At 54.2% G+C, this 17,845-nt stretch carries 11 protein-coding genes; 8 read left to right on the top strand and 3 right to left on the bottom strand.

The features are described from left to right. The first annotated feature begins 9 nt into the window (after positions 1-9). Positions 10-1,332, top strand: coding sequence for a PQQ-dependent sugar dehydrogenase (locus tag ACILP3_RS03445; protein WP_395615276.1), 1,323 nt, complete (start codon positions 10-12; stop codon positions 1,330-1,332). Here the strand turns inward: ACILP3_RS03445 and ACILP3_RS03440 are convergent. Next, entirely contained in the window at positions 1,329-2,144 is an 816-nt protein-coding gene (locus tag ACILP3_RS03440; protein ID WP_395615275.1) for an ATP-binding protein, read from the bottom strand. The two genes, ACILP3_RS03445 and ACILP3_RS03440, sit on opposite strands and share 4 nt — an antisense overlap. After that, complete coding sequence (locus tag ACILP3_RS03435) at positions 2,141-3,877, bottom strand: acyl-CoA dehydrogenase (protein WP_395615274.1); 1,737 nt, start codon at positions 3,875-3,877, stop codon at positions 2,141-2,143. Before ACILP3_RS03435 ends, ACILP3_RS03440 begins: the two co-directional genes overlap by 4 nt. 51 nt (positions 3,878-3,928) lie before the next feature. On the opposite strand from ACILP3_RS03435, the gene ACILP3_RS03430 reads away from it, so the two are divergent. The 7 genes from ACILP3_RS03430 (at position 3,929) to ACILP3_RS03400 (ending at position 13,278) form a co-directional block, all read left to right on the top strand. Continuing rightward, positions 3,929-4,888 (top strand): L-threonylcarbamoyladenylate synthase, encoded by a 960-nt coding sequence (locus ACILP3_RS03430; RefSeq protein WP_395615273.1) that lies wholly within the window; start codon positions 3,929-3,931, stop codon positions 4,886-4,888. Positions 4,889-5,050: 162 nt separating this feature from the next. Continuing rightward, complete coding sequence (locus ACILP3_RS03425) at positions 5,051-6,106, top strand: efflux RND transporter periplasmic adaptor subunit (RefSeq protein ID WP_395615272.1); 1,056 nt, start codon at positions 5,051-5,053, stop codon at positions 6,104-6,106. Positions 6,107-6,109: 3 nt separating this feature from the next. Next, entirely contained in the window at positions 6,110-9,178 is a 3,069-nt protein-coding gene (locus ACILP3_RS03420; RefSeq protein WP_395615271.1) for an efflux RND transporter permease subunit, read from the top strand. 4 nt (positions 9,179-9,182) lie between these two features. Next, on the top strand, positions 9,183-9,722 hold the full coding sequence (gene msrA / locus ACILP3_RS03415; protein ID WP_395615270.1) for a peptide-methionine (S)-S-oxide reductase MsrA: 540 nt from the start codon (positions 9,183-9,185) through the stop codon (positions 9,720-9,722). Between the two features lie 31 nt (positions 9,723-9,753). Next, positions 9,754-10,623 carry a UTP--glucose-1-phosphate uridylyltransferase GalU gene (gene galU, locus ACILP3_RS03410; RefSeq protein WP_395615339.1) on the top strand — a complete coding sequence of 290 codons (870 nt, stop codon included), beginning with the start codon at positions 9,754-9,756 and terminating at the stop codon, positions 10,621-10,623. Positions 10,624-10,684: 61 nt separating this feature from the next. Next, positions 10,685-10,960, top strand: a complete 276-nt coding sequence (locus ACILP3_RS03405) for a hypothetical protein (RefSeq protein ID WP_395615269.1) — start codon at positions 10,685-10,687, stop codon at positions 10,958-10,960. A gap of 185 nt (positions 10,961-11,145) precedes the next feature. Beyond that, entirely contained in the window at positions 11,146-13,278 is a 2,133-nt protein-coding gene (locus tag ACILP3_RS03400) for a hypothetical protein (RefSeq protein ID WP_395615268.1), read from the top strand. A gap of 94 nt (positions 13,279-13,372) precedes the next feature. Here ACILP3_RS03400 and rpoC read toward each other — a convergent pair whose 3' ends face one another. Beyond that, the gene (gene rpoC, locus ACILP3_RS03395) at positions 13,373-17,653 is read right to left on the bottom strand and encodes a DNA-directed RNA polymerase subunit beta' (protein ID WP_395615267.1); all 4,281 of its coding nucleotides are present in this window, start codon (positions 17,651-17,653) and stop codon (positions 13,373-13,375) included. Between the last annotated feature and the right edge of the window lie 192 nt (positions 17,654-17,845).

Here is a 17,845-nt window from a genome sequence, read left to right as displayed (position 1 = left end):
GCGAGTAATATGTGGAAGCATGTGCGCAATATCGTTTTGATCGTCATTGTTCTGGCGATTGCTGGCATTTGGTACATTACCCGGCCCGATGTTGCCCAACTTTCGTTGGATGCGGTTACCGGTGCTTCGCCCGAAATTACCGCGCCGCGTCCGCAGATTTTACCGACTATCGCTGTTGCAGAGGTTGACCGCTGGCAAGCTGGCGAAGCGCCGATTGCCGCGCCTGGCCTTATCGTGGAACGCTTTGCCGAAGGTCTCGACCATCCCCGCAATATATATACTTTGCCCAATGGCGATATTTTAGTGGCCGAGACAAATTCACCACCACGTGACCTTGGCGGCATTGAAGGCTTTGTGATGAAATGGCTGATGGGCAAAGCGGGCGCCGGTGTCCCTTCTGCCAACCGCATCACTTTGCTGCGGGACGCGGATGGCGATGGCAAGGCCGAATTGAAAACGCCGTTCCTCACGGGGCTGAATTCGCCGTTCGGCATGGTCCTGATTGGTGAGAAACTGTATGTTGCCAATACCGATGGCTTGGTCGTTTTCCCATATACATTGGGCGATACGAAAATTACGGCCAAGGGTAAGGAGTTGACAAAGTTCAACGCCATGGCCCCCAATAACCATTGGACGCGCAACCTTGCCGCGTCACCCGATGGCAAGAAAATCTACATCGCGGTGGGATCGAACAGCAATATTGGCGAACATGGTATGGAGACCGAAAATGGCCGTGCCATGGTGTTGGAATATGACATCGCGAAGGACAAGAAAATTCCCTACGCGATTGGCATGCGTAACCCCGTTGGTCTGGATTGGGATAATAAGGGCCGTTTGTGGAGCGTCGTAAATGAACGCGACATGCTGGGCTCCGACATGGTGCCTGATTATTTGGCGCTTGTGGAATTTGGCGCCGATTATGGTTGGCCGCAACATTATTGGGGCGGATTTACCGACGCCCGCGTATCGCCGCCAAAGCCCGCAAAGCGCGAATATGAACGCCGCCCCGATTATGCCCTTGGCGCGCATACCGCGCCGCTTGGGTTGGCGTTTGGTTATAATGCAAAGCTGGGTGCTGGCCTCACCGAAGGGGCGTTTGTGGCCCGCCATGGTTCGTGGAACCGCAAGCCTGTGTCGGGCTATGATGTGATCTTCGTTCCCTTTGCCAAGGGCGAACCCTCGGGCAAGCCTATCAATGTCCTTACAGGCTTTTTGGACAAGGATGGCAATGCGCAGGGACGCCCGACGATGCTGGCGATGGCAAAGGATGGATCCTTGTTGGTCAGCGATGACGTTGGCAACATCATCTGGCGCGTACGGGCGAAGAATTAAATTTTTCGGCCTGCGCGGCCTGCGATATCCACGGTATAATGCCACGCGATCCGGCCTGAACGACCGCCGCGTCCTTGGGCAAAGGCCAGCGCGTCGGCTTCGTCCCAGTCCAGATCAAAATGGGCGGCATAGCTGCTGACCATGTGCAAATACGCGTCCTGATCGGGATATTGAAAGCCCAGTTTCAGGCCAAATCGGTCGGCTAAGGCAAGGCTGTCGTCAATGGAATCGCGGGCATTCATGGCGTCCGCCTGTGCCTGGCTGTCGCGTTCAACAATATTTCGGCGGTTTGATGTGACGCATAGCCGGACATTGTTTGGACGCGCCTCCACGCCGCCCTCCAGCAATGATCGCAATAGACGCGCATTTTGGTCGTGCGGTTCGAACGAGATATCGTCGACAAACAACAAATAGCGCCGACCCGACGCGCCTAATTCTTCAAACAAGGCTGGCAGGCTCGTCAAATGACTGGAAGACGCTTCGACCAAAGCGATGAAAAAGCCATCTTCCTGCAGGGCCGCCACCACAGATTTGACCAAGGCGGATTTGCCCATGCCGCGTGCGCCCCACAGCAAAACATCATGCGCCGCTGCGCCAGACGCATGCCGCCGGCAATTTTCATGTAAATCCGTCTTTTGCCGGTCGACCCCGACGATCAAGTCAATGGGCAGTGGCTTAAAATCTTGCACCGCTGCCAAGGCTGTTCCGTTCCAATGATAGGCTGGAAAGGACGACAGGTCCGTTGGCGGCGCTGGCGGGGGTGATAGCCGCTCCAACGCTTCGGCAATGCGTCTAAGCGTTTGCTCGTTCAAGCCGCCAGTTCCTCCGCGTCCAATGCGTAAAGCAATTCTGCACCCGCCATCGCGGTGGCTTTGAACGCCAAAGCCTCAGGCACCATGACATCCAGATAATAACGGCAGGCTGCAACCTTGCTGCGCAAAAATGCGCTGGTGTTGCCATTGGTGATTTCGGCCTGTGCGGCGCGATATTGCTTCAACATCAGCCAACCCGACGTCACCACCGCCATCATATTGGTATAGGCATAGCTGCCCGCCAAGCGATCATCGACCTCTGCGCCGAGCATATATTCGGTGACTTCCGCATTTGCCGCCGCCAGCGCCAACAGGCCGGAATGCCCCGCCGCATCGGCTGATATCGCGGAAAGATGGTTGCGGATGACGTCGCCGCCCTGCATCGCGAGCTTACGGCCAACCAAGTCCGCCGCTTGAATACCATTGGTGCCTTCGTAAATCGCCGCAATCCGGATATCGCGATAATATTGCGCTGCACCTGTTTCTTCGACAAAGCCCATGCCGCCATGCACTTGAATGCCAAGTGAGGCGATTTCGCTGCCCATATCTGTGCCATAAGTTTTGGCCAGCGGTGTCAGCAGATCAACCATATCCTGCGCGCCTGCCTCGCCCAGCGTGGCCCGATCAACATAGCCAGAGGCGAGATATAATAAAGCGCGTATTGCCTGCGTCCCCGCCTTCATCCGCATCAACATACGGCGCACATCGGGATGTTCGACAATCGCCACCGCTTCGCGCGATGGTCCGCTGGCCTTTGCCGATTGCACCCGCTCGCGTGCGAACCAGACCGCCTTTTGCGTGGCCGCCTCGGCAATTTGTACACCTTGCAGGCCGACATTCAGGCGGGCGTTATTCATCATCGTGAACATCGCGCGCATGCCGCCAAATTCGGGACCAATGAGCTCGCCAATGCAATCACTTTCTTCGCCAAAGGCCAAGACGCATGTGGGCGAGGCGTTAATGCCCATCTTATGTTCGATCGATACGACCTTGATATCATTGGCGTTACCGATGCTGCCATCGGCATGGACTTGATATTTGGGCACCAGAAATAAGGAAATACCCTTTGTCCCGGCGGGGCCATCGGGCGTGCGGGCGAGGACCAAATGGACGATATTCTCCGCCATGTCATGGTCGCCAAAACTGATGTAAATCTTCGTGCCCTTGATCTGGTACGTGCCATCGCCGCGTGGGGTTGCGGTCGACTTCAGCGCGCCGACGTCGGAACCGGCCTGCGGTTCGGTCAGGTTCATCGTGCCGGAATATGCCCCTGTCGAAAGCTTGGGCAGAAATAAATTCTTCTGCCGGTCGGTGCCATGATGGTTGATCGCCTCAATCGCGCCGACCGAGAGGATCGGGCACAAGGCAAAGGCCATGTTGGCGCCGCCAAGCGAATCAAGCGCGACTGTCGCCAGCGAGAAAGGCAGACCTTGGCCGCCAAATTCGGCAGGCGCGTTGATTGCGCCCCAGCCATTGGCAACATAAGATTTATATGCTGCGACAAAACCGTCGGGCATCACCACTTTGCCATCGATTAACCGCGCGCCAACGGTGTCACCAATGCGGTTCAGCGGGGCAAATTCACCTTCGGCAAAGGCACCAATGCCTTCGACTATGGCCTGCACCATATCGGGCGTCGCATCGGCAAAACGCGCATGCTGCGCCAATGCGTCGATGCCGACGATATGCTTGAGGACAAAATTTTGTTCTGCGACGGGTGCTGAAAACGCCATATTGAATAAAAATTCCTGTTAAATCGGATCTGCATCCGCCTATAGCCGTTTATGATGTTTGGCTCAAATACCTTGGGGAATGGCTGGGTTGTACCCGCTGACGACGCTGCAATTACGGCTGCGGCGCAGCTTCTTCGTGCCGGACAGATTGTAGCGATTCCCACTGAGACGGTGTATGGCCTTGCGGCAGACGCGCAAAATGCAGAGGCGGTGGCGCATATTTATGCGGCAAAGGGGCGTCCCGATTTTAATCCCCTTATCGTGCATGTCCGTGATCGGAAAGCCGCAGAAAAGCTTGGTGTGTTTAACGCTACTGCGCAGGCACTAACAGAGGCTTTCTGGCCGGGGCCGCTGACGCTGGTTGTGCCTTTGCAACCCGATGCCCCCGTCGCCCGCGCGGTAACCGCAGGGCTGCTTACTATCGCCATTCGCTGCCCCGCACATCCCGTGATGCAGGCATTGCTCCTAAAAAGCGATTTAAGCCTCGCTGCGCCCTCTGCAAACCGAAGCGGCGCGATCAGCCCGACACGGGCGGATCATGTCTTAAAAGGGCTTGGCGGGGCTGTGCCGATGATTTTGGACGGGGGTCCATGTTCGGCAGGGTTGGAATCAACGATCGTTGCCGTGCGCGATGATGGTTGGCAGCTGTTAAGACCAGGGCCAGTCAGCGCCATGGAAATTGAACAGACGCTTGGATATCCGCCTTTGTCTGTGCCCATGAACTCGATTGAGGCGCCTGGCCAAATGGCTAGTCATTATGCGCCGTCAAAACCTGTCCGCTTGAACGTCACGGCGCCTGTGCGTGATGAATATCTCATTGGTTTTGGCGCAGTTGCAGGCGACGAAAACCTATCCGTCGCTGGCGATTTGGCACAGGCCGCCGCGAATTTGTTTGAGGCGCTGCACAATGCGGATGAAAGTTCGGCTGCTGCTATCGCGGTCGCGCCGATCCCGCATGAGGGCATAGGCATAGCGATTAACGACAGGTTATCACGGGCCGCCGTCCGATGATGAAATTGCCTTGAGTCTGTGGACCGTTGCCGCAAATCATTCTCTGCCATTTTCCTTGTTAAATTTCGGCAATCTAAAAAATAAGTTGCATATTAAAACGCTATTTCATCCTAAAGAATATTTGTCTATCAGATGTGGTGAGGCGGCTTAGAGGAGGGCCATTTGCCAGTATCTTCAAAATTTTCGACGGGGCTATTGTTGCTGATTTCACTTGCTGGCTGCGGCGACAGCGCGAGCGAAAGCAAAGTTGCGTCCAAGACCGCCTTTCCCGTTGAGATATTCACCGTCGGAAATCAGAGCGCAGAGCGAGAGATCAACGCCGTCGGCACGGTCCGTTATCGCCGCGAAACGCCTTTGGGTTTTACAACCGCAGGCAAGGTCGCAATTGTTCGTTTTGAAGAAGGCGATTTTGTAGAGCGCGGCGCGTTACTGGCTGCGCTCGATACGACAAATGTAGGCGCCGACATGAGCGTTGCGACGGCAGAGCGTGATCGCGTTCGGGCAGAGTTTGATCGCGTCCGCGCGCTTTACGCCGATGGTTGGATAACCAAAGCGCGGTTTGAGGCGACTGAAGCAATGTTAAAGAGCGCAGAGGCGCGCGTGCGGCAGACAGGATTTGCTAGCAATACGGCGCGGCTTTATGCGCCATCCAGCGGCGTTGTGCTGATGCGCAATGTACAGGCCGGACAAGTCATAGCCGCCGGAACGCCCGCATTAATGTTAGGCGAGGCTGATGACGGCTTTGTCTTCCGCGTTCCCATCATTGATCGTGATGCGTCGAACCTGCGTGTTGGCATGGCGGCGGATATCTCCATTGAATCCACAGGTGATTCACCGCTGACGGCGACGATATCGGAAATTGACGGTCGCGCGAACGCGGCCACAGGCGCGTTTTCCGTCCAATTTCGGCTGCCCAATCGGCCAACATTGCGGTCGGGGCAGATAGGGACAGCAACCATAAAGCTGCCAGCGTCGGATATTGGTGCACAGTTGCAAATTCCAGCAAGCGCCTTGTTCGGTGTCCGCACGGGCGAAGGCTTGGTTTATGTGGTGGATGCCAAGAACCGCGTTGAAACGCGCAATGTCCTGATACAACGCGTCGCTGATGATTTTGTTAATGTGTCCGGCGGGATACGGCCAGGCGACAGGATCGTGACATCTGGTAAGGAAAAACTGCGCACTGGGTCTGCCGTGCGTGTGGTTAAGGGACTGCGCTAGTTCATGCATATCGCGGAGTTCGCAATTCGTAGATGGCAGCTGACACTGGTGCTGTTCACGCTGCTCAGCGCGTTGGGCTTTTCCGCATTTCAGCAAGTTCCCCGCGCGGTTGACCCGCATTTTTCGATGCCTATCGTGTCAATTGTGGCATCGCAGCCCGGGGCCGATGCGGCGGAGATTGAGCAAACCATTACCAAGCCGATTGAAGAATTGGTTCAGGGGCTTGAGGACGTCCAAAGCGTCGTATCTTCCAGCAGCGACGGTAATGCCGTCATTCGGGCAGAGTTTGACTGGGCGGGCGATCCGGACCAATATTTTAACGATGCCGTGCGTGAAGTCACGGCCATCCGGAACCAACTTCCGTCGGATATGCAGGCGCTGCAATTCGAAAAAATCCGCACAACCAATGCGTCGATTCTGCAAATTGCGCTGCTGAGCGATAGTGCAAGCTGGTATCGGATGGAGAAATATGCCCGCGATATCAGCGATGCTTTGGGGCGGTATAAAGAGGTTCGGCAAGCTGAAATTTACGGCCTGCCCCAACCGGAAATAAGCGTGGCGATGAATTCAGGTAGGCTTGCCGAACTGCGTTTGCCCGCCAGCGTTGTGGTCGATGCAATCCGCGTTGGCGGTGCGGATGTGCCCGCTGGCGCAGTCATTAGCGGCGCACGCAGGTTCAATGTGGAAACAGGCGGCGCGTTTCGCGACCTCGAAAAAATTCGTAATCTTCCAATCCGGACAAATGACGGGTCGATAATCCGTGTCGGTGATGTCGCCGACGTGAACATGAGCGCCGCAGAACAGCGTGTGAAAGTCAGCCATAATGGCCAGCGCGCCGTCTTCATTACGGCCAATCAAAAACAGGGCACCGATGCCACGAAGTTACGCAATAGGTTGGTCGAAGAGCTTGCAAGACAACAGGCATTGTTGCCGCCCGATATAAAGGCCGTCATCCAGTTTGACCAAAGCAGGGATATTCGAAAGCGCCTAAACGAGCTCGCGCGCGACTTTGCAATTGCCTTGTTTCTGGTGCTGATCACTTTGTTGCCCTTGGGCTGGCGGGCGTCGGTCATCGTGATGATATCGATCCCGCTGTCGATTGCATCGGGATTGCTGGCGATATCGGCTTATGGTTTTAACCTTAGTCAATTGGTTGTCGCAGGCTTCATCCTGACATTGGGATTGTTAGTCGATGACTCGATTGTTGTGGTTGAAAATATCGCCCGACACCTACGCATGGGGAAAAGCCGCAGCGAAGCGGCCATTGACGGCACCAAAGAGATTACGATGGCGGTTTTGGGGTCAACCGGCGTGTTGGTCTTTGCCTTTTTGCCCTTGTTCTTCTTGCCCGAAGGTGCGGGCAAATTTACCCAGAGCTTCATCGCCACCATCGTTGCAACAATTACGGCATCGATGATTGTTTCGCTCACGATCATACCATTTTTGGCGAGCCGAATTCTCAAAGGCGATGAGCCGGAGGAAGGCAGCCCGCTCTTGCAATGGCTGATGCGCAAAATTGACCGTTTCTACCACCCAATGCTCCATTGGGCGCTAGACCGGCCGCGCCGCTCTGTATGGGGCGCGTTGATTGGCACCTGCGCCGCATTTCTTTTGGTGCCATTGCTTGGCTTCAGCCTTTTTCCAAACGCGGACACATCCTATTTCCGAGTCACAATAGAAGCGGAGCAGGGCGCGAGCGTTGCCGAAACGGGTCGCATCGTACGGCAAGTGTCCGCGATACTAAAAACCGAACCTGCGATCAAAGTGCGGGCTGAAAATGTCGGCAGTTACAATCCGCCCGTTTTTTACAATGTTTTTCAGCGGGGCGAAAACCCGACCCATGGAGAAGTCCTCGCCATCATGGATAATTGGCAAGGGGCAAAATCGCAGGCGATGGTGGGCAGGTTGCGCAAGCAATTGGACCAGATATCGGGCGCGCGGATCAAGCTGGTGTTGTTTCAAAATGGCGCGCCCATCAACGCACCTGTCGAATTCCGAGTCTATGGTCCGGATCAGGACGAGCTAAAACGCCTCGCGGGGCAAATGGAGCAAGTCTTGCGCGAAACGCCCGGTACCCGCGACATTAACAACCCTGTTGCATTTGATAAGGTCGATTTGGACATACGCGTTGACGATTCCAAAGCGGCGTTGCTGGATATACCTGCTGGCGCGGCGCGGCGGGCCATAAGGCTTGCGCTCAGCGGCGAGCGGGCAGGCACTTATCGCGACGCGGAAGGGGATAGCTATCCGGTTGTGGTTCGCTTGCCGCTTGCAGGGACACAGCCGGTTTCTGCCTTGGAATCGATTTATGTTTCGAACCGTAGCGGACAGGCTGTGCAATTGGCGGAGATTTCAAACCCGACGCTGGAATCAACGCCCGCGGCGATTTATCGATACAATCTGCAACGTTATGTTGGCGTTACGGCCCAGATCAACGAAGGCGTCGTTGTCTCCAAAGTCAATGCTGACGCGCAGAAAAAGATGGATCAGATTCCGCTCAAGCTTGGCTACTCCATCGCCGTTGGCGGTGAAGCGGAAAAAATCAACGATACATTCGCTGGCTTTGGTCCTGTCGTGATGGTCGCATTGTTCAGCATTTTTGCGATATTAGTCGCTGAATTTGGCCGGTTTAAAGAGGCGTTGGTCGTCGCCGGTGTTATTCCTTTGGGTACCTTCGGCGGGCTTATCGCTTTAGTTTTGACTGGCAACAACCTGTCCTTCCTCGCGATCATTGGATTTATTGCTTTGGTCGGAATCGAGATTAAAAACTCCATATTATTGGTCGACTTCACCACGCAGTTGCGACAACGTGGATACGGCTTGCGTGAAGCGATTGAAAAGGCCGGCGAAGTACGTTTTCTTCCGGTACTGCTGACGTCTGTGACAGCTATTGGCGGCCTCATGCCGCTCGCTTTATTTGGCGGCAGCCTGTATTCGCCGTTGGCAATCGTGTTAATCGGGGGGTTGATTTCCTCAACTTTGCTATCACGTATTGTTACGCCGGCGATGTATCTGCTGGTGGTGCGCGGGGATGCAGCAAAGACCGTAGATCCCGTCCAAGTTCAAGGATAGGTCCATGCCACAAGAAGAAGCTATTTTTGCCGGAGGTTGTTTCTGGTGCACCGAAGCGGTCTTTGGCCAATTGAACGGCGTTAGCAGCGTCGTGAGCGGTTATATTGGTGGCCATACGGCTGATCCCACTTACAAAGATGTGTGCGGCGGAAATACGGGGCATGCCGAAGCCATTCGCATCGCATTTGATGCAGATGTCATAAGCTATGCCGATTTGCTTGAAATATTCTTTGCAACGCATGATCCGACCCAGCTTAATCGGCAGGGTAATGACATTGGCACCCAATATCGTTCGGCAATTTTTCCATTGTCCGACGAACAGCGCGCAGAGGCCGAAGCGGGTATAAAAAAGGCCGCAGCCGATTGGCCGGCACCCATTGTAACGACAATTGAAGCTCTCGCCACTTGGTATCCAGCCGAAGATTATCACCAAGAATATTGGGGCGGCGAAGGGCAGCGTAACCCATATTGCCTCGCGGTTATTCCGCCAAAATTGGCAAAGTTGAAAAAGGGATTTGCCGCACGGATTGCCAACTCTGCATAGACTTTGTTGTTGCGTGCGTTAATCAGATATGATGACACATAAACCTGTTCGAAAAGCTATCTTTCCCGTTGCTGGATTGGGAACACGGTTCCTGCCCGCGACAAAAGCCATTCCCAAAGAAATGCTGCCGATTGTCGACAGCCCGCTCATTCAATATGCGGTGGATGAAGCCCGCGAGGCCGGTATAGAGCAGATGATTTTTGTCACGGGTCGCGGCAAAAGCGTCATTGAGGATCATTTCGACATCGCGTTTGAACTTGAGCACACCATGACCGCACGCGGTAAAGATGTGTCGGTTTTGGAGAGCACGCGGCTGAGCCCCGGCAATTGTGTCTATGTTCGGCAGCAAGAGCCCTTGGGCCTTGGCCACGCCATTTGGTGCGCGCGTGATATCATTGGGGATGAGCCTTTTGCGATCTTCCTGCCCGACGAGTTTATGCACGGATCGCCGGGATGTATGAAGCAGATGGTCGATGCGTATCACCAGATTGGCGGGAACGTTATCAGCGTGCTTGAAGTGCCGCGTAATTCTGTTTCCAGCTATGGTGTGATTGCACCGGGCGCGGCGACTGGCGCGGTGACCGAAGTATTGGGCTTAGTTGAAAAGCCGAAGGTTGAGGATGCGCCTTCGAACTTGATCATGTCTGGGCGTTACATCCTTCAGCCGGAGGTTATGCGCATACTTGAAGGGCAGGAAAAAGGCGCTGGCGGTGAAATACAGCTTACCGACGCCATGGCACAGTTGATTGGTCAGCAACCCTTTAATGCCCTGACATTTAACGGCAATCGTTATGATTGCGGGTCAAAAGTCGGATATATTGAGGCAAATTTAGCCTTAGCGCTGCAGCGCCCAGATATGGCAGAGCAAATACGCACTATTACATTGAATTTGCTTAAATAATTGGTTTCTGAGAGGATATATTGTGGGACGGAATGTAAGGTTGGTGTTGGCGATTGCGCCCATGATTTTGTTGCAAGGATGCGTCGCGTCCATGGTCTCAAACGTTGTCACAGCGCCAGTGAAGATCGTATCTAAAACCACCGATATACTCACTACCAGCCAGTCTGAGTCCGATGAAAAACGTGGACGTGACATGCGTAAGCGTGAAGAAAATGTTGGTAAACTGTCCAGGCAGCTGAAAAAAGTCCAAGAACGCTGCGCTGATGGCGACAGAGATGCTTGCAAAAAAGCAAGAGACATTCGTGACCAGATTGAGGATGAGCGGAGCGGCGGGTAACAACGCCATCTTTCCGCTAACGTATTAGAAACATCGACATAGGGCCGAAGCGGCGTACGTTTTGCGGCTTGTCGACCCAATAGCCCGTTGGTCGAAGGCGGCTGGCGCAACAGCATCCCGCACTGCTACCCCATGTTCATACGATGATGGTCGGGAATGTCGTGGGGCTTGCGGGAGGTTTTTTAATGTTTGGTTTGAAAATTCGGTGGGCGTTGCTGACCACAGCAGCGGCTATGCTGGTTATGCCCAGCGTTGCACATGCCCATGTCGATAACGCCAACGCCGACGCCAACGCCAACGCTGACATGTCCGTAACACCAACGGGCGGCCGGAAATTCGACCCTGAATTTTTTGCAGCTTATGCGCCCGTGACTGCGCTCGATATGGTGAAACGCATTCCCGGCTTTTCAATTGATCGCGGTGAAGGCCGCCGAGGTTTCGGTGAAAATGCCGGCAATGTCTTGGTTGACGGTGATCGCCCATCAACCAAATCGGATGACATCATGACCATCCTCTCCCGAATACCCGCAAGCCAAGTGGCCTTCATATCGCTTTCGGAGCAAGCGGGTGCAGACAGCGAAACGCAAGGGCAGGGTCAAGTGATCAATGTTGTCCGCAAGCGCACCACAAAGGTCAACGGAACCTATGAAGCCACCATCGTGGCGGGAACGCGTTATGGGTTCCAGCCATCACTCCATACATCGGCGACGATGCGCCGTGGCGACACAAGCTATGAATTAAACTTTTCGTCTTCTTCGGAACGGTTTTATGGTTTTGGTCCGGAGGACTTTAAGACTGCATCCGGAGCACTTGTGGAGCGGCGATCCTATGCTGGGAAAGGCGGCAATGACGAAGCTGCACTCGGGGGCGCCATTAAAACCAGATTAGGGGGAGCAAAACTCAACATCAATGGACAAGTGCGCTGGGACGACAAGTTTGACATTCGCAAGGCCGAATATTCCAATGCAGCGCAGATCCGCACGGGCGAAGAATTTTTGAGGCGCGAGGGGCCGATTGGCGACCTGAGTTACGAATTGGGCGGCGACATTGAATTTTCTGCGTTACCGAAAACCAATACCAAGATTGTTGGACTATACCGCACCGGGGAACAAAGCAGATTCAGTAGTATTGAGACAGCCCGTATTGCGCAGCCAGTGTCGCTGTTTGAGACACGAAGCCGAAACGAGCCCATGGAAGCCGTTGTGCGCATGCAAAATGATTGGGCTGGACTTAGCAGGCACGCTGTCCAATTCGGCGCTGAGATCGCTTATAATCGCTTAGATGCGCAGTTTAGTGTGACTAACTCGGTAGCAGGCGCCGTTACGAATTTCCCAGCATCAAATGTGTTGGTCGAAGAAACGCGGTTTGAACCTTTTGTCAGCGATGTATGGACGGTTGGGCCAGCGTGGAAGATTGAAGCTGGGGCGATCGCCGAATTTTCCAAGCTAACGCTATCCGGTGACAGCACCGCCAAGCGCAGCTTCTTTTTTATCAAGCCCCGCGCAATCGCCACTTGGACCATCAACCCGCAGACCACGCTAGAACTGCGTGCCGAACGTCAAGTGGCGCAATTAGACTTCAACGAATTCGCAACATCGGTGGACGTGACCGTCGGCAATCAGGTGGATGCGGGTAATGCCGATCTGGTACCAGAGAAGACCACGACATTATCCGCGCTGATCCGGCATAAGTTCCTGGACCGTGGCAGTGTCCAGTTTCGTGGCGACTATCAGCTGGTCAGCGATACGCAGGATCTGGTGCCGATTACTGTTCGCGACGCGGGCGGCAATATTACGGCCCAATTTGATGGCACTGGTAATATTGGCAAAAGCACAAAGTGGAATGGCGAGTTAGAAATCACGCTGCCTCTGGATTGGCTAACTAAGCCTATCGGCTTTACCGGTGTCGAAGTTCGCCATGTTAGCCATTATCATGGCAGCCGCGTCACAGACCCCGTAACGGGTTTTAACCGACGCGTATCACACCGGCCATTGTGGCATCAGCAATGGGACATTCGCTATGACATGGCCGATTTAGGGCTCGTCTTTGGCACATCGTTCGGCATTCAGGACGCTAATTTTGCTTATTTTTTCAATGAAAAGCGTCGACAGAAAGAGGATAATCGGACCACGATTTTTATAGAATATAGCAAGTTTAAATTGGGAACAATCCGCTTTCAAGTGACCGATACGGCAGGGTTTCGACGTGACCGCTTCATTTATGCAGGAACACGGGCATCGGGCAGCCTTGGGCAGATTGTAAACCGTAAAAACAGCTTAGACCCGTTGTTGCAACTATCGTTGTCGGGTAAATTCTAGGTCTTTACCCCCTTATTGTTTGAGGCAAAGCGGACCAACAAAAAACCCGCCGGAAATGCATCCGGCGGGTTTTTGTTTGCCTTATAAGCGAAGTTTATTCTTCTTCGCTCGTATCAACGACATCGTCGATAGCGGCGTCGGTGGTGGTCAGGTCATCTGAAATGACCTTTGCCAACACATCGTCGCCGATCGCGGCTTCAGGACCCTGAGCCAATTCGGCAGCATGCTCTTCAGCCGCTGTCTCTGGCGCAATCAGGCTTTCCTGCAGCTTCTTGTAGCTGGCGCGAAGCGCAACGTCGCGGCTTGTCGCCGCAATCCGCATACGGTTCATGGCAGAACCAGTTCCCGCAGGGATCAGACGACCCACGATGACGTTTTCCTTCAGACCGGTCAGAATGTCCTTCTTACCTTCCACAGCGGCCTGTGTAAGGACGCGTGTGGTTTCTTGGAAGGATGCTGCCGAGATGAACGAGCGTGTCTGCAACGAAGCCTTGGTGATGCCGAGCAATACAGGGTTACCCGTTGCTGGTGCTTGGCCCTTGGTCAGCTTTGCGTTGATCGCGTCCATTTCTTCGCGGTCGACCTGTTCGCCAGGAAGCAAAGTCGTGTCGCCACCGAAGGTGATCTCAACCTTTTGCAGCATCTGACGAACGATCGTTTCGATGTGCTTATCGTTGATCTTCACGCCCTGCAGACGATACACTTCCTGAATTTCGGCAACCAGATATTCAGCCAGTGCTTCAATGCCCATGACTTCAAGAATATCATGCGGGTTCGGCGAACCAGCAATCAGGTTATCGCCCTTACGAACGAAATCGCCTTCTTGAACGTCAAGTACCTTGGACTTCTGGATGAGATACTCAATCCGATCGCCTTCTTCCGGCACAATCGCAATCTTACGCTTCGCTTTATAGTCACGGACGAACTCAACGCGGCCCGAGATTTTGGCGATGATCGCATTGTCCTTTGGAATGCGCGCTTCGAACAATTCGGCAACGCGTGGCAGACCACCGGTGATGTCGCGGGTCTTGGCGGATTCGCGGGTCACACGTGCGATGACATCGCCCGCCTGCACCGTGGCACCGTCTTCGACCGACAGCATCGTGCCAACGCCAAGCAGATAACGTGCAGCTTCGCCGCTATCGTCATCCAACAAGGTAATGCGCGGACGAAGGTCTTCCTTCTTGGTACGGCTACCGGCACGATCTTCGATAACGACGCGCTGGGCAATACCCGTTGCTTCGTCGGTCTGTTCGGTTAGCGTCTTGCCGTCGATCAAATCCTGATATTTGATAATACCTGATTTTTCGGTGATGATTGGCATGGTGAATGGATCCCATTCGGCCAGACGGTCACCCACATTGACGTCGGCGCCATCCGGGAATGCCAAAGTCGCACCATAAGGCAGACGGTGGATTTCCATCTCACGGCCATCCTTGTCAACGATGATCAATTCACCGTTACGCGCCATTGCCAAACGCTTCTTCCGCTTATCGACGATGCTTGGCAGGTCGCGATACATGACCTTACCCGATGCCGTAGCATCAAGGTTGGACTGCTCGTTCAGCTGCGCTGCACCACCAATGTGGAACGTACGCATGGTCAACTGGGTACCAGGCTCACCAATGGACTGGGCAGCAATGACGCCGACCGCTTCACCGATGTTCACGGGCGTACCGCGTGCAAGGTCGCGGCCATAGCATGTGCCGCAAACGCCGACCTTGGATTCGCACACCAATGGCGAGCGGATCTTAAGGGCTTGAATGCCGGTTTCTTCCATCGCCACAACCATTGGCTCGTCGAGCAAGGTTCCCGATGGGATCAACACTTTGCCATCAAGGCCGATGATGTCCTCTGCCGTAGTACGGCCAAGGACACGTTCACCCAGCGAGGCGATAGTCGAACCACCCTGAACGATCGAACGCATTTCCAAAGCACGCTCTGTACCGCAATCGACTTCAACGATGGTGCAATCTTGCGATACGTCCACCAGTCGGCGTGTCAGATAACCTGAGTTAGCCGTCTTCAATGCTGTATCGGCCAGACCCTTACGGGCACCGTGGGTCGAGTTGAAATACTCGAGAACGGTCAGACCTTCCTTAAAGTTCGAGATGATTGGCGTTTCAATGATTTCGCCCGAAGGCTTGGCCATCAATCCACGCATACCGGCAAGCTGCTTCATCTGCGCTGGCGAACCACGCGCACCGGAGTGGCTCATCATATAGACCGAGTTGACAGGCAATTCGCGGCCATGCTCGTCCATTGGTGAAGCCTTCAGCTTATCCATCATGGCGCTGGCGACCTTGTCACCGCACGTGGACCAGGCGTCGATCACCTTGTTGTATTTTTCTTGCTGCGTGATCAGACCGTCCTGATATTGCTGCTCGAAATCGGCAACAATTGCCTTGGTTTCTGCAACCATTTCCGTCTTTTCTTCCGGAATGATCATATCGTCCTTACCGAACGAAATACCGGCCTTGAACGCATATTTGAAGCCAAGCGACATGATGGCGTCTGCGAACAATACCGTGTCTTTCTGACCGGTGTGGCGGTAGACCTGATCGATAACGTCGCCGATTTCCTTCTTGGTGAGAAGGCGGTTAACCGTTTCGAAAGGCACGCGGTGGCTCTTTGGCAGCGTTTCAGCGAGCAACATACGGCCGGGTGTGGTGTCAAAGCGAACCATGCGCTCTACGCCGTCTTCACCCGTCTGTGGCACGCGGGCGATGATCTTGGAGTGGAGCGTGACCGCACCCACTTCAAGCGCCTGATGCACTTCGGCCATATCGGACAGCATCATACCTTCGCCGGGTTCGCCGCGACGATCCATTGAAAGATAATAGAGACCCAAGACCATGTCCTGCGAAGGAACGATGATTGGTTTACCATTGGCTGGCGACAGGATGTTGTTTGTCGACATCATCAAGACGCGTGCTTCCAATTGCGCCTCAAGGCTCAATGGAACGTGGACGGCCATCTGGTCACCGTCAAAGTCAGCGTTAAATGCCGAACAAACGAGCGGGTGAAGCTGAATAGCCTTGCCTTCAATCAGGACAGGTTCGAACGCCTGAATGCCCAAACGGTGCAGCGTTGGTGCGCGGTTGAGCAATACGGGATGTTCGCGGATAACCTCATCGAGGATGTCCCAAACTTCCTTACGCTCCTTTTCCACCCACTTCTTGGCTTGCTTCAGGGTCATCGAAAGACCCTTGGCATCCAGACGTGAGTAAATGAACGGCTTGAACAGTTCGAGCGCCATCTTCTTTGGCAGGCCGCATTGGTGCAATTTCAGTTCAGGACCAGTCACAATGACTGAACGACCCGAATAATCGACGCGCTTGCCCAAAAGATTCTGGCGGAAACGGCCCTGCTTGCCCTTGAGCATGTCGGAGAGCGACTTCAACGGACGCTTGTTGGCACCCGTAATCGTGCGACCGCGACGGCCATTGTCGAACAAGGCGTCGACAGCTTCTTGCAACATACGCTTTTCGTTCCGGACGATGATGTCCGGCGCGCGAAGCTCGATCAGGCGCTTCAAACGGTTGTTACGGTTGATGACGCGGCGATAGAGATCGTTCAGATCGGAGGTTGCAAAGCGGCCACCATCGAGCGGTACCAGCGGGCGCAACTCTGGTGGAATGACCGGAATGACGTCCAAGATCATCCACTCTGGCTTGTTGCCGGAATCGATGAAGCTTTCGACGACCTTCAAACGCTTGATGATCTTCTTTGGCTTGAGTTCGGACTTGGTGACCGCCAACTCGTCGAGCAAATCTGTGCGCTCTTGTTCAAGGTCGAGGTCCATCAACATGGTCTTAACGGCTTCGGCACCAATGCTGGCGGTGAAAGCATCTTCGCCATATTCGTCCTGCGCGTCGAGCAATTCGTCTTCGCTCAGCAACTGGAACTTCTCCAGCGCGGTCAGGCCAGGTTCCGTCACGATATAGTTTTCGAAGTATAATACGCGCTCAAGCTGCTTCAACTGCATGTCGAGCAACAAGCCAATGCGCGAAGGCAGCGATTTCAGGAACCAGATATGCGCAACCGGCGCAGCCAATTCGATATGGCCCATACGCTCACGGCGCACCTTGGTGACGGTAACTTCAACGCCGCATTTCTCGCAGACGACGCCCTTATATTTCATGCGCTTATACTTGCCGCACAAGCACTCATAATCCTTTACCGGACCAAAGATCCGTGCGCAGAACAGGCCGTCACGCTCTGGCTTGAACGTCCGGTAATTGATGGTTTCCGGCTTTTTGATTTCGCCAAAAGACCAGCTGCGGATTTTCTCCGGCGATGCGATCCCGATCTGGATTTGGTCAAAGGTTTCGACCTTGGCGACGGGATTGTTGAATTTGCTCAGTTCGTTCATATTCTTTTCCTCATTGGGCATGTGCCCATGAAAACCTAAAGGCGGGGGCAGGAGGCGGACCGAAATCCGCCCATCTCTGCTTTATTCCGCTGCTTCGGCAAAGCCCTCGTCACCTTCGATCAAATCATGCGCTTTCAGCTCTACATTGAGACCCAATGAACGCATTTCCTTGACCAGAACGTTGAAGCTTTC

This window comes from Sphingorhabdus sp., assembly GCF_044239665.1.
Classification (GTDB): Bacteria; Pseudomonadota; Alphaproteobacteria; order Sphingomonadales; family Sphingomonadaceae; genus Sphingorhabdus_B.
The sequence above is the reverse complement of the archived record's forward strand: the minus strand, read 5'-3'. Positions and strand labels throughout refer to the sequence as shown.

Excerpts from the sequence above, each read along its gene's own strand:
- ACILP3_RS03430 (WP_395615273.1), top strand. The coding sequence starts at position 3,929 with ATGATGTTTGGCTCAAATACCTTGGGGAATGGCTGGGTTGTACCCGCT.
- msrA (WP_395615270.1), top strand. The coding sequence starts at position 9,183 with ATGCCACAAGAAGAAGCTATTTTTGCCGGAGGTTGTTTCTGGTGCACC.
- ACILP3_RS03445 (WP_395615276.1), top strand. The coding sequence starts at position 10 with ATGTGGAAGCATGTGCGCAATATCGTTTTGATCGTCATTGTTCTGGCG.
- ACILP3_RS03420 (WP_395615271.1), top strand. The coding sequence starts at position 6,110 with ATGCATATCGCGGAGTTCGCAATTCGTAGATGGCAGCTGACACTGGTG.
- ACILP3_RS03405 (WP_395615269.1), top strand. The coding sequence starts at position 10,685 with ATGATTTTGTTGCAAGGATGCGTCGCGTCCATGGTCTCAAACGTTGTC.
- ACILP3_RS03400 (WP_395615268.1), top strand. The coding sequence starts at position 11,146 with ATGTTTGGTTTGAAAATTCGGTGGGCGTTGCTGACCACAGCAGCGGCT.
- ACILP3_RS03435 (WP_395615274.1), bottom strand. The coding sequence starts at position 3,877 with ATGGCGTTTTCAGCACCCGTCGCAGAACAAAATTTTGTCCTCAAGCAT.
- galU (WP_395615339.1), top strand. The coding sequence starts at position 9,754 with ATGACACATAAACCTGTTCGAAAAGCTATCTTTCCCGTTGCTGGATTG.
- rpoC (WP_395615267.1), bottom strand. The coding sequence starts at position 17,653 with ATGAACGAACTGAGCAAATTCAACAATCCCGTCGCCAAGGTCGAAACC.